We start from the raw sequence: 12,836 nt of genomic DNA on the forward strand, positions 1-12,836 counted from the left end.
CATGGACTTCTTCTCTTCGCAAACCGAATCCCTGTCGGCGCTGTTCGCGCCGCGCGCCATCGCGGTGGTCGGCGCCTCGTCCAACGCGCAGAAGATCGGCGGCATTCCCGTCGACTACCAGCGCCGCTTCGGCTTCGAGGGCACGCTCTACCCAGTCAACCCGAACGCCGACCGCATCCAGGACCTGCCCGCCTTCCCCAGCCTGCGCGCCATCGGCCAGCCGGTGGACCTGGCCATCCTCGCCGTGCCGTCGGCGCTGGTCGACGGCGCGCTCGACGACGCCATCGCGGCGGGCGTGAAGGGCGTGGTGCTGTTCTCCTCGGGCTTCGCCGAAGTGGGCGCCGAGGGCGCGGCGGCGCAGGCGCGGCTGGGCGACAAGGCGCGTGCCGCCGGCGTGCGGCTGGTCGGCCCCAACTGCCTGGGCTTCATGAACATCGCGCGCCACGTGTACGCCACCTTCTCGCCGGCGCCCGGCGTGGGCCGCGTGATGCCGGGGCGCATCGGACTGGTGAGCCAGTCGGGCGCGTTCGGCGCCTATGCGTATGCGATGGCGCGGGCGCGCGGCGTCGGCCTGTCGCTGTGGGCCACCACCGGCAACGAGGCCGACGTGCAGGTCGCCGACTGCCTGGCCTGGCTCGCGCAGGACCCCGACACCGACGTGATCATGGCCTACATGGAAGGCTGCCGCGACGGCCCCCGCCTGCGCGCCGCGCTGGCCCTGGCGCAGGCCAATGGCAAGCCGGTGGTGATGGTCAAGGTCGGGCGCACCGCACTCGGCGCCGAGGCCGCGGCCTCGCACACCGCCGCGCTGGCGGGCGACGACGCGGTGTACGACGCCGTGTTCCGCCAGTACGGCGTGCTGCGCGCGCGCAACCTCACGGAGTTCTTCGACCTGGCCCACAGTGCCGCCGTGGCGGGCCGCCCGCGCGACCGCTCGATCGGCCTGTTCACGCTCTCGGGCGGCGTCGGCGCGCTGATGGCCGACGAGGCCTCGGCGCAGGGCCTGGACGCCCGGCCGCTGAGCGAGGCCGCGCAGGACACGCTGCGCCGCTGGGTGCCCTTCGCGGCGCCGCGCAACCCGGTCGACATCACGGGCCAGGTCACCAACGACATGACGCTGATCGATCGCACGGCGCGCGTGATGCTGGACGACCAGGGCTTCGCGTCGTGGATGGGCTTCCTGGCCGCCGCGGGCGCGTCGGACGCGTTCTGGCCCGTGCTGCGCTCGTTGGTGAGCTCGCTGCGCGAGGCGTATCCCGACACGCTGCTGGCGGTGAGCACGCTGCTGTCGCCCGAACGTCGCGCCGAGCTCGAAGCGATGCGCTGCCTGGTGTTCGCCGACCCGTCGGACGGCATCCGCACGATCGCTGCGCTGGCGGGGCTGAAGCCTGCGGCGGCGGTGGCTGCGGCGCCCGCGTCGATCCAGGCGCCGTTGACGCTCGCGCCCGGCACGATGTCCGAGCCCGACGCGCTCGCGCTGCTGGCCGATGCCGGCGTGCCCGTGGTCGCGCACCGCGTGGTGCGCAGCGCCGACGAGGCTGCTTCCGCCGCCGAGGCGCTCGGCGAGGCGGTGGTGGTGAAGATCGTCAGCGCCGACATCCCGCACAAGTCGGACGTCGGCGGCGTGGCGCTCGGGCTGCGCGGCGCGGCGCAGGCGCGCGCGGCCTTCGAGCGCACGCGCGACCTCGCGCTCACCGCACGGCCCGAGGCGCGGCTCGACGGCGCGCTGGTGGCACGCATGCTGGGCGGCGGCGTCGAATGCATCGCGGGCGTGCACCGCGACCCGGTGTTCGGACCGGTGCTGATGTTCGGGCTGGGCGGCATCCACGTCGAGACGCTGCGCGACGTGTCGCTGCGCGCGCTGCCGATCACGCGCGACGACGCGCTGGCCATGGTGCGCGAACTGCGCGCCTTCGCGATCCTGAACGGCGCACGCGGCCGGCCGCCGGTCGACCTCGATTCGATCGCCGATGCGCTGTGCGCGCTGGCCGACTTCGCGCAGCGCGCGGGCGACTCGCTCGACAGCGCCGAGATCAACCCGCTGATCGCACGCCCGCAGGCCGAGGGCGGCTGCGTGGCGGTCGACGCGCTGGTCGTCGGCCGCGCGCCCTGAAGCACAACAACAACCACCGGAGACATCGCATGACGACGACATCGAAGAACGGACTCGGGCGCGCACTCGGCGCGGGCGCGGCACTGGTGCTCGCGGCAGGCGCGGCGACGGCCACGGAGGCGCCCTTCCCCTCCAAGCCCGTGCGCATCATCGTGCAGTACCAGGCGGGCGGCTCGACCGACATCCTCGCGCGGCTCGTGGCCGAGGGCCTGTCGAAACGGCTGGGCCAGCCGGTGGTGGTCGAGAACCGCAGCGGCGCGGGCGGCATCATCGGCACCGACTACGTCGCCAAGAGCCCGCCCGACGGCCACACGCTGCTGCTCACGGTGCCGGGCCCCGTCACGGCGAACCTGGTGCTCTACAGCAAGCTGCCCTACGACCCGCGCACCGACCTGCGCATGGTGTCGGACATCGCCACCACGCGCACCGTGCTGGCGGTGCACCCTTCGGTGCCGGCCACCGACTTCAAGAGCCTGATCGCCGCCGCCAAGGCCGCGCCCGGCAAGTACTCGATGGGCTCGTGGGGCCCGGGCACGCAGCCGCACCAGGTGCAGGTCTACATGGACAAGGCCTACGGCCTGCAGACGATGCACGTGCCCTACAAGGGCGAGAGCCCGATGGCGATCGACCTGATCGGCGGCGTGATCCAGATGACCGTGGGCTCGGTCACCACGCTGCAGCCGTACATCAAGGCCGGCAAGCTGCGCCCGCTGGCCGTGGCCGGCCCCCGGCGCGCCCGCGCGCTGCCCGACGTGCCCACCTTCGCCGAGCAGGGCTATGCCGACGAGGTCTACGCCATGACCGGCCCGACCTCGCTGATGGCGCCGGCCAGGACGCCCGACGCCATCGTCGAGCGCCTGGGCCGCGAGGTCAGCGCGGTGGTGCACCAGCCCGAGGTGAGCCGGCGCATCGAAGAGCTCGGCGCCGAGCCCGTGGGCAACCTACCGCCCGAGGCCGCCGCGGCCTACAAGGCCTTCCTGCCCGTGACGCTGAAGCTCACGCAGGCCACGGGCGTGAAGCTCGACTGAACCGCCTTCCCCCTCCCCTTTTTTCGAACCCCGAGGTCTTTCCCATGAACGCTCCCGCTCCCGTGCCCGACATCGCCGCCGCCCGCAAGGCGCTCGCCCGTTCCATCGGCCTGGCCGCCTTCGTCTACGGCTATCCGCTCACCGAGACCTACCGCACCTGCGCCCTGCAGACCGCGCCGCGCGCCGAACGCCGCAGCGGCGCCTCGGCCGGCTCCGACGTGCGCGCGCCGCTGAACACGCTGCACCACGCGCCGCGCCCGTCCACCCACGAAGACCGCGACGTGGTCACGCCCGCCAACGACCTGCTCTACACCATGGCCTGGCTGCACCTGGCGCACGGGCCGATGCTGCTCACGGTGCCCGCGTCGGCGCGGCATCCGGGGCGCTACTTCGTGCTGCCGCTGTACGACGCCTACACCGAGAACTTCGAGAACCTGGGCCCGCGCAACTGCAACCCCGAGGGCGAGACCGTGGTGCTCGTGGGCCCCGGCGGCACGGTGCCGGAATCGCTCGCCGCCGCCCACCGCGTGGTGCGCTGCCCGACCGACTTGGTCTGGCTCATCGGCCGCATCCTGGTGGGTGATGAAAGCGACTGGCCGGCCGCGCGCGCGCTGCAGTCGGAGATCCAACTGAAGCCCGCGCCCGGCACCGTGCTGCAGGGCCGCCCGGCCGCCATCGAACAGTGGGCCGGTCCGCACGAGGACGCCATGGCCGCCGCCTTCGAGCACGGCGAGCCGGCCGCGCAGGTGGCGCCGCGCTTCTTCACCAACGTGTGCCATGCGCTGGCCGAGGCGCCGGGCCGCGTGGAAGACCGCGGCCTCGTGGCGTGGTTCGGCCAGGGCGGGCTGCTGGCGAACGCCGCGTTCTCGTGGGACGCACTCGAAGCACCGCTGCGCGAAGGCCTGATCGAAGGCTTCGCCGAGGGCGTGCAGCTGGTGGGCGCGGTAGGCCGCAACCGCCGGCCCAAGCCCTGGTCGATGACGCCGGCCACCGGCCGCTACGGCAACGAGTTCCTCGGCCGCGCGCGCACCGCCTACCTGGGCCTGGGCGCGCTGGCCACCAGCGAGGCGGTGTATGCCGCCGCGCACCACGACGTCACGCAGGAACCGCTGGACGGCCAGCGCCGCTACACGATGCGCTTCGAGGCCGGCGACCTGCCGCCCGCCGACGCCTTCTGGTCGGTCACGCTGTACGACACCGACCGTTTTCTCTACCCCAACGACATCCGCCGCCACGCCATCGGCGACCGCACGCCCGGGCTGAAGCGCAACGCCGACGGCAGCCTCGAACTGGTGGTGAGCCACGCGCGCCCCGCCGACGCCGCCAACTGGCTGCCCGCGCCGGCCGGGCGCTTCTACCTGATCCTGCGCATGTACTACCCGCGCGAAGGCGTGCAGAGCTGGCGCATCCCGGCGCTGCAGGCACAACAGGGCTGAGCACGATGCAACCGCACACCGACGCCACCCTGCAAGCCCTGGCCGAAGAGGCCGTGGTCTACGCCTACCCGCTGTACGAGATGTGCCGCATGCGCGCGGCCACCTCGCCGCAGCGCACCGACGCCGCCGGCGAGGCGCCCAAGCCGCTGCGCTGGTGCAACGTGTTCACGCACGCGCGCCAGCTGCTGGGCGCGGGCAAGAGCCGCGTCGTCACGCCGAACAACGACACGCTCTACACCAACGCCTGGCTCGACCTGGGCGAGGGCCCGCTCGTGATCGACGTGCCCGACACGGCCGGGCGCTACTACGTGCTGGGCCTGCTCGACTTCTTCACCAACCCCTTCGCCCACCTGGGGCAGCGCCTCACGGGCACGGCGGCGCGCGCCTTCGTGGTCACGCCGCCGGGATGGCGCGGCACACTGCCCGCGGCCTTCGATGCACCGGGCGCGCGCATCGAGGCGCCCACGCGCTGGCTGTGGATCATCGGACGCCTGCTGGTCGACGGCCCGCAGGACGTGCCGGCCGTCAACGCACTGCAGGACGGCTTTCTCGTGCGCACGCTGGCCGACTGGGAGGCCGGCCGCCGCTCGGCGCCGCGCGCCTTCGATCCGGCCTGCGACCCGAAGGCGCCGCTCACGGCCGAACACTTCGCCGCACAGGTGAACGCGGCGCTGCGCGACAACGCACCGCCGGCTGGCGATGCGGCGCGGCTCGCGCGCTATGCGGCGCTCGGGATCAGCCCCGGCGCGGGCGCGCTCGACGACGGCCAGCGCGCCGCGCTGCAGGCCGCGCTCGACACCGTGCTGCCGCGGCTGCGCGAGGCGCAGTCGGGCCGCACCACGGCCTCGGGCTGGGTGCAGATGCCGCTCGTGGAAGGTTCCTTCGGCGACGACCACCTGGCGCGCGCGCTGATCGCGCTCAAGTACATCGGCATGCTCGAAAGCCGCGAGGCCACCTACCCCATGGCCTGGCACGACGCCGCAGGCGAGCCGCTCACCGGCCAGCGCCGCTACACGCTGCGCTTCGCGCCCGACGCGCTGCCGCCGGTCGATGCCTTCTGGTCGCTCACGATGTACGACACGCGCGACTACATGCTGGTCGACAACCCGATCGACCGCTACGCCGTCGGCGACCGCACGCCGGGGCTGCGGCGCGATGCGGACGGCGGGCTCACGCTGCACATCCAGCATGCGCGCCCCGACGGCGAGGCCGCGCTCGCGAACTGGCTGCCGGCGCCCGAAGGCAGCTTCTACCTGTGCCTGCGCGCCTACGTGCCGCGCGCCGAACTGCTCGACGGCCGCTACCAGCTGCCGCCCCTCACCGTCACCAAGGATTCCGCATGAGCGCCACCGCTGAAAAACCCCAGGCAACCGAAGAAGAAAAGCCCTTCCTCATCGTCGGCACCGGCACCGAGACCGTGGCGCCCGGCCTGCACATCCTGCGCGGGCAGGGCCAATCGTTCGTGGCCGAGACCAACGTGGGCCTGGTCGTGATCGACGCCGGCCCGGGCGGCTCGGTGACGCAGGGCATGATCGACGCGCTGCGCCAGCTCAGCGACGCGCCGGTGCATGCGCTGTGCTTCAGCCACGGCCACATCGGCTACAACGCCGGCGTGCCGATGTGGCTGGCCCATGCCGCCGCGCGCGGCGATGCGCCGCCGCGCATCATTGCGCACCGCAACGTGCCGCGCCGCCTGGCGCGCTACCGCGAGACGCTGGCCCTGCAGCACCGCATGGCCGAGATCCAGTTCAACCGCCCCGCCGGCTTCTTCGACCACCGGCTGGTGACGCACCCGCCCACCGAGACCTTCGACGACGTGCTGCAGATCGGCAGCGGCGAGCGTCGCATCGAGCTGCGCTGGGCGCCCTCGGAAACCGACGACGCGATCGCGCTGTGGAGCCCGGCGCAGCGCGTGCTGTACGGCGGCGCGGCGCTGATCGACTCCATTCCCAACATCGGCACGCCCTTTCGCACGATGCGCGACACGGTGCGCTGGGCCGACACGCTGGAGGCGCTGGCGGCGTTGAAGCCGCGCAAGGCGGTGCGCGAATTCGGCGCCACGCTCGAGGGCGAAGACCAGGTGCAGCACGTGCTCGTGCACACGGCCCGCGCGCTGCGCTGGGTGCGCGCCGAGGTGGTGCGGCTCATGAACGAGGGGCTCAACGAGCGCGACATCCTGGCGCGCATCCGCTTTCCCGACGAGCTGTTCGCGGTCGAGTGGATGAAGCCCACCTACGGCGACCCGGGTTACATCGTGCGCGACATCTACCGCTCGGAGAACGGCTGGTGGGACCGCAACCCGACCTCGCTGCATCCGGCCGCGCCCGAGGCCATCGGCCGCGCGGTGGCCGACGCCATCACCGACAAGCGCGGCGTGATCGACCAGGCACGCGCGCTGGCTGCTGGCAAGCAGTGGCAGCTCGCGCTGCACGTGATCGACCTGCTGGCCACCGCCGAGGGCGAAGCCACCGAGATCGCCGAGGCGCGCTCGCTCAAGGCCGAATGGCTGCGCGAGCGGGCACGCGAAGTGCCCAGTTACGTCTCGCGCAACCTGTATCGCGTGGGCGCGGACATGATCGAACAGGGCACGCAGGCGCGCTTCGGCATCCGCTGAGGCCTTTCCATCGGAGACACGGACCATGACAACGACAACACCATTCCGCTTCGGCCTGCGCATGCTCGCCGCCTGTTCCCTGGCCACGCTGGCCGTTGCCAGCCACGCGCAGGGCGACAGCAGCTACCCCGACAAGCCCGTGACGCTGGTGGTGCCCACCGCGGCGGCCGGCGGCACCGACACCATCGCGCGGATCATCGGCGACGGCCTCGGCAAGATCCTGAAGCAGCCCTTCGTGGTCGACAACCGCCCGGGCGCCAACGGCATCCTCGGCAGCGAGGTGGTGGCGCGTTCCACGCCCGACGGCTACCGGCTGCTGTTCACCTACGCCGCGACGATGGTGGTGAACCCCAGCCTCTACAAGAAGCTGCCCTACGACCCGCTGAAGGACTTCATGCCCATCGCCCAGGTCGGGCGCGGCGGCAACCTGCTGCTGGTGCGCAAGGACCTGCCGGTGAAGACGATCCAGGAGTTCGTCGCCTACGCCAAGGCGCGGCCCGACAAGCTCAGCTACTGCTCATGGGGCAACGGCTCGGGCGGCCACCTGGCGATGGAAAGCCTGAAGAAGCAGGCCGGCCTCGTCATGACGCACGTGCCCTACAAGGGCAGCGGCCCCTGCGTGCAGGACCTCGTGGGCGGCCAGGTCGATGCGGCCTTCGCCGACATCTCCTCGACCGTGGAGATCGTGCGCGCCGGCCGCATCCGCGCGCTGGCCAACAGCGGCCCCTCGCGCATCCCGATGCTGCCCGACGTGCCGACCATGACCGAGAGCGGCTACCCCTTCACCACCTACGCCTGGTACGGCCTGCTGGCGCCGGCCAAGACGCCGCCGGCGATCGTGAAGAAGCTCAACGAGGCCGTGAACCAGGTGCTGCGCGACCCCGCGGTGGTGCGCCGCATGTACGAGCTGAACTTCAACGACCTGCCGCAGAACACGCCCGAGCAGTTCACCGCCACCATCCGCAGCGACCTGCGCGACTGGGGCGCGCTGGTGAAGGACATCGGCCTGACGCTCGAATGAGCACCTGAGCGGACCCGACCAAGGGTAAGCAACATGGTCGGCCGGCGGCGCTTCCCACACACTGCGCCGTGACAGGCACGGTTTCTGCTCATCGGTGGGGCGATGGCAACTGCGCCAGCGCGCACCATGACCGAGCTTCTTCATTTCAGCCGACAACTCACCGCCGAAGCCCAGGCCCAAGCCTCGGGCGTGGGCACCTGGAAGCAGCACTACGAGCAGCTGTCGAACGGCCGCTTCGAGGGGCTGTCCGAAGACCTGCACCTGGACTTCGTGCAGGTGTTCCACGAACACGCCAACCAGACGGTGCTGCAGCACGGCCACGGCCGCCCGGGCGCCCTGTGCCTGGCCGTGATCGACGTGACGGCCCCCGGCAGCTGGTACTGCGGCCACGACCTCGACGGGCGGCGGCTCATCGCGCTGTCGCCGCAGCGCGAGTTCGAGCTGCTGGCCGGCGCCGGCATGGACCTGATGGCCGTGTGCGTCGACACCGAACCGCTGGCGAAGCTGGCCACCACCCTGTTCGGCCCCGACTTCGCGCTGCGCATGCCGGCGCCCGCGCCGGTGCAGCACCCCGGCTTCGACGAAACCGCCTTCACCCGCCTGCTGGGCGCCGCCCTGTCGCTGGCACGCGACAACCTCGCGCAGCTGGAGCAGCCGGCCGCGCGCCACATGCTGTCGCTGTCGCTGGCCGACGCGGTGCTGCAGTGCATGGGCTCCGAGGCCTTCGAGGCCCGGCTGCCCGCCAGTTCGGCGGCGCGGCGCCACATCGTGGCCAAGGCGCGCGAGTACATGCAGGCGCACGCCGACGAGCCCATCAGCGTGCCCGACCTGTGCGCGGCCACCGGCGTGTCGCGCCGCTCGCTGCAGTACGCCTTCGAGGACGTGCTGCACCTGAGCCCCGTCACCTACCTGCGCGTGATGCGCCTGAACCGCGTGCGCTGCGAGATGCAGGCCTGCCGCGACGACACCATCGGCGACATCGCCGCGCGCTGGGGCTTCTGGCACCTGTCGCGCTTTGCCATCGACTACGCGCGCCTGTTCGGCGAGCTGCCGTCCGCCACGCGCGCGCGGTGGTTTGCCAAATCTTGATAACGCCCGCGCCGGCGGCGCTCTTACCTTCGCGGTTGTCCACCACCACACGCGAAGAAGGATGCAGCCATGCGCAGCAGCTACCACCGAACGCCCGGCCGCGGCGCCGCACGGCGTCTCCTGGGCACCGCCCTGGCCTCTGCCCTGGCGCTCGCCCTCGGCCCCCTGAGCACTGAGCCGGCCCGGGCCCACGGCGGCGCGGCCCACATGGTGCCGCTGAAGAAGACGGTGGAAGACTTCGGCGGCACGCTGCGCTGGGACAGCTTTGCCAACGTGTTCACCGTGGCGCGCAACGGCACGCTGGTGCGCCTGAAGCCCGGCTCGAAGACGGCGCTGGTCAACGGCCAGCCGATGCAGCTCGACGTGCCCGTGACCATGCGCAAGGGCGCGGCCTACGTGCCGCACGATTTCGTGAACCAGGTGTTCCAGTCCAGCCTGGACAAGACCTTCGTGGTCGAGCGCGTGCCCAACCCGATGAACCCGCTCACCGAAGCCGAGATCCAGGCCACGCTCGAGGTGCTGAAGGCCTCGGGGCGCTACAAGACGGGCCTGCGCTTCACCGAGATCAGCGTGAAGCGCCCGCCCAAGGACGAGGTCTGGAACTTCGCGCTCACCGGCCAGCCCGTGCGCGCGCCGCGCCAGGCGGCCTTCGTGGCGCTGGACGGCAAGAAGGTCATCGAAGGCACGGTCGACCTCGCGGCGCGCACGCTCACCGCATGGAAGCCGATCGAAGGCGCGCACGGCATGGTGCTGCTGGACGACTTCGCCACCGTGCAGAGCGCCATCGAGGCCAGCCCCGACTACGCCAAGGCGCTCGCCACGCGCGGCATCGCCGACGTGAAGAAGGTGGTGGCCACGCCGCTCACCGTGGGCTACTTCGACGGCAAGGATTCGCTGCGCCAGGAAGACCGCCTGCTGAAGGTGGTGAGCTACCTGGACGTGGGCGACGGCAACTACTGGGCGCACCCCATCGAGGGCCTGGTGGCAGTGGTCGACCTGGAACAGAAGAAGGTCATCAAGATCGAGGACGGCGGCCTGGTGCCCGTGCCGCTCAAGCCCACGCCCTACGACGGGCGCGACCGCGCGGCCACGCCCGCGCCCAAGCCGCTGGAGATCACCGAGCCCGAGGGCAAGAACTACACGATCACCGGCCACACGATGCACTGGCGCAACTGGGACTTCCACGTGCGGCTCGACTCGCGCGTGGGCCTGGTGCTGTCCACCGTCACCTACAACGACAAGGGCACGAAGCGCAAGGTGATGTACGAAGGCTCGCTGGGCGGCATGATCGTGCCCTACGGCGACCCCGACACCGGCTGGTACTTCAAGGCCTACCTCGACTCGGGCGAGTACGGCATGGGCACGCTCACCTCGCCCATCGAGCCGAACAAGGACGCTCCGCAGAACGCCGTGCTGCTGGACGCCACGCTGGCCGACTACACCGGCGCCCCCACCAAGGTGCCGCGCGCCATCGCCGTCTTCGAGCGCTATGCCGACCCCGAGTTCAAGCACCAGGAGATGGGCAAGCCCAACATCAGCACCGAGCGGCGCGAGCTGGTGGTGCGCTGGATCAGCACGGTGGGCAACTACGACTACCTGTTCGACTGGGTGTTCGCCGAGAACGGCACCATCGGCATCCACGCCGGCGCCACCGGCATCGAAGCCGTGAAGGGCGTGAAGGCGCGCACCATGCAGGACCCCACGGCCGCCGAGGACACGCGCTACGGCACGCTGCTGGACCACCACATCGTCGGCACCACGCACCAGCACATCTACAACTTCCGCCTCGACCTCGATGTGGACGGCGAGCAGAACACGCTCACCGAGGTCGACCCCGTGGTGCTGCCCAACACGCGCGGCGGCCCGCGCACCAGCACCATGCAGTCGGTGCAGCGCACGGTGCGCACCGAGCAGCAGGCGGCGCAGAAGTTCGACCCCTCGACCATCCGCCTGCTGAGCAACCCGGCGAAGAACAACAAGGTCGGCAACCCGATCTCGTACCAGCTCATTCCGTACGCGGGCGGCACGCACCCGATTGCCAAGGGCGCCAACTTCGCGAAGGACGAGTGGATCAACCACCGCCTGAGCTTCATGGACCGCCAGCTCTGGGTGACGCGCTACGACCCCGAGGAGCTGTTCCCCGAAGGCAAGTACCCGAACCGCTCCAACAAGGACACGGGCCTGGGCCAGTTCACGGCCGACAACCAGGAGATCGTGAACACCGACAACGTGGTGTGGCTCACCACCGGCACCACGCACGTCGCGCGCGCCGAGGAGTGGCCGATCATGCCGACCGAGTGGGTGCATGCGCTGCTCAAGCCCTGGAACTTCTTCGACGAGACGCCGACGCTGGGGCTGAACCGGCCTGCGAAATGACCGCCGCAAGCAACGAGGCTATCGGCCGCTACGAAGACCTGATGACGCTGGCGCCCGCGCTGCAGGCGCCGACCTACCGCCAGATGGACCGGCTCTACGCGACGCGCGCGATCCGGCGCGGCACGCAGGTGCATCCGCTGCCCGAGGGCACGCCGGTCGATGCGCAGCGCTTCGGCATCGACGGCTTCATGGCGCGCAACCACACGGCCGGGCTGCTGGTGATCAAGGACGGCCATGTCGTGCTCGAGCGCTACGCCATGGGCAACGACGCGGCGACGAAGTGGCTGTCGTTCTCCGTCGCGAAATCGCTGACCTCCACGCTGGTTGGCGCGGCCGTGAAAGATGGCCACATCGCCAGCCTCGACGACCCGGTGGTGCGCTACCTGCCCGCGCTGCGCGGTTCGGCCTACGACGACGTGACGGTGAAGCAGGTGCTGCAGATGAGCTCGGGCGTGGCCTGGAACGAGGACTACCTCGACGCCGACTCCGACCGGCGCCAGCTGATGCGCGTGCAGCTCACGCGCGAAAAAGGCGCGGTGCTGGCGTTCATGGCGAAGCGCCCGCGCGTGGCACCGGCGGGCACGCGCTTCAACTACAGCACCGGCGAGACCTGCCTGGTCGGTGAGATCCTGGCCAGCGCGATCCGCCGGCCGATCAGCGACTACCTCTCGGAAAAAATCTGGGCGCCCTTCGGCATGGAGGCCGACGCTTACTGGCAGCTCGATGCGGTCGACGGCCAGGAGTTCACCGGCAGCGGCGTGAACGCCACGCTGCGCGACTTCGGGCGCTTCGGCCTGTTCGTGCTCGGCGGCGGCGTGGCCGGCGGCCAGCGGGTGCTGCCCGACGGCTGGGTGGCCGACGCCACGCGCGTCGATGCAACCAGCCACCTCGCGCCCGGCACGCTCGCGGGCTTCGAACCGATGGGGTACGGCTACCAGTGGTGGACCTTCCCGACCGGCGCGAAGGCGCTGCCCGAACTCGACGGCGGCCTGTTCGCCGCGCTCGGCATCTTCGGCCAGCAGGTCTACATCCACCCGAAGGAACGGCTCGTGGTCGCGATCCACAGCACCTGGCCGGCGCCGATCCATCCGCCGAGCCTGGTCGAGACCGATGCGCTGCTCGGCGCACTGACCGCCGCGCTGCGCAACTGACCAGAGCG

9 protein-coding genes are annotated in these 12,836 nt (G+C 71.3%); all 9 read left to right on the forward strand.

Going from position 1 to position 12,836, the window contains the following annotated elements; translation table 11 throughout:
* Window position 1: 1 nt before the first annotated feature.
* The 9 genes from AC07OH_RS24110 (at window position 2) to AC07OH_RS24150 (ending at window position 12,828) form a co-directional block, all read left to right on the forward strand.
* Complete coding sequence (locus AC07OH_RS24110; protein WP_495302455.1) at window positions 2–2,113, forward strand: acetate--CoA ligase family protein; 2,112 nt, start codon at window positions 2–4, stop codon at window positions 2,111–2,113.
* A gap of 29 nt (window positions 2,114–2,142) precedes the next feature.
* Window positions 2,143–3,141, forward strand: a complete 999-nt coding sequence (locus AC07OH_RS24115) for a Bug family tripartite tricarboxylate transporter substrate binding protein (protein WP_495302390.1) — start codon at window positions 2,143–2,145, stop codon at window positions 3,139–3,141.
* Between the two features lie 44 nt (window positions 3,142–3,185).
* Entirely contained in the window at window positions 3,186–4,577 is a 1,392-nt protein-coding gene (locus AC07OH_RS24120) for a DUF1254 domain-containing protein (protein ID WP_495302391.1), read from the forward strand.
* Between the two features lie 5 nt (window positions 4,578–4,582).
* Window positions 4,583–5,920, forward strand: coding sequence for a DUF1254 domain-containing protein (locus AC07OH_RS24125; protein ID WP_495302392.1), 1,338 nt, complete (start codon window positions 4,583–4,585; stop codon window positions 5,918–5,920).
* Window positions 5,917–7,191: an alkyl sulfatase dimerization domain-containing protein gene (locus AC07OH_RS24130; protein ID WP_495267009.1), complete on the forward strand. Its 1,275-nt coding sequence runs from the start codon at window positions 5,917–5,919 to the stop codon at window positions 7,189–7,191. Before AC07OH_RS24125 ends, AC07OH_RS24130 begins: the two co-directional genes overlap by 4 nt.
* Window positions 7,192–7,216: 25 nt before the next feature.
* Window positions 7,217–8,212, forward strand: coding sequence for a Bug family tripartite tricarboxylate transporter substrate binding protein (locus AC07OH_RS24135; RefSeq protein ID WP_495302393.1), 996 nt, complete (start codon window positions 7,217–7,219; stop codon window positions 8,210–8,212).
* Between the two features lie 126 nt (window positions 8,213–8,338).
* Window positions 8,339–9,301, forward strand: a complete 963-nt coding sequence (locus AC07OH_RS24140) for a helix-turn-helix domain-containing protein (protein WP_489062549.1) — start codon at window positions 8,339–8,341, stop codon at window positions 9,299–9,301.
* Between the two features lie 69 nt (window positions 9,302–9,370).
* Entirely contained in the window at window positions 9,371–11,677 is a 2,307-nt protein-coding gene (gene tynA / locus AC07OH_RS24145; protein ID WP_495302394.1) for a primary-amine oxidase, read from the forward strand.
* On the forward strand, window positions 11,674–12,828 hold the full coding sequence (locus AC07OH_RS24150) for a serine hydrolase domain-containing protein (RefSeq protein ID WP_495302395.1): 1,155 nt from the start codon (window positions 11,674–11,676) through the stop codon (window positions 12,826–12,828). Before tynA ends, AC07OH_RS24150 begins: the two co-directional genes overlap by 4 nt.
* The last annotated feature ends 8 nt before the right edge of the window (window positions 12,829–12,836 follow it).

Source organism: Variovorax sp. GW821-FHT10C12, from assembly GCF_059415405.1.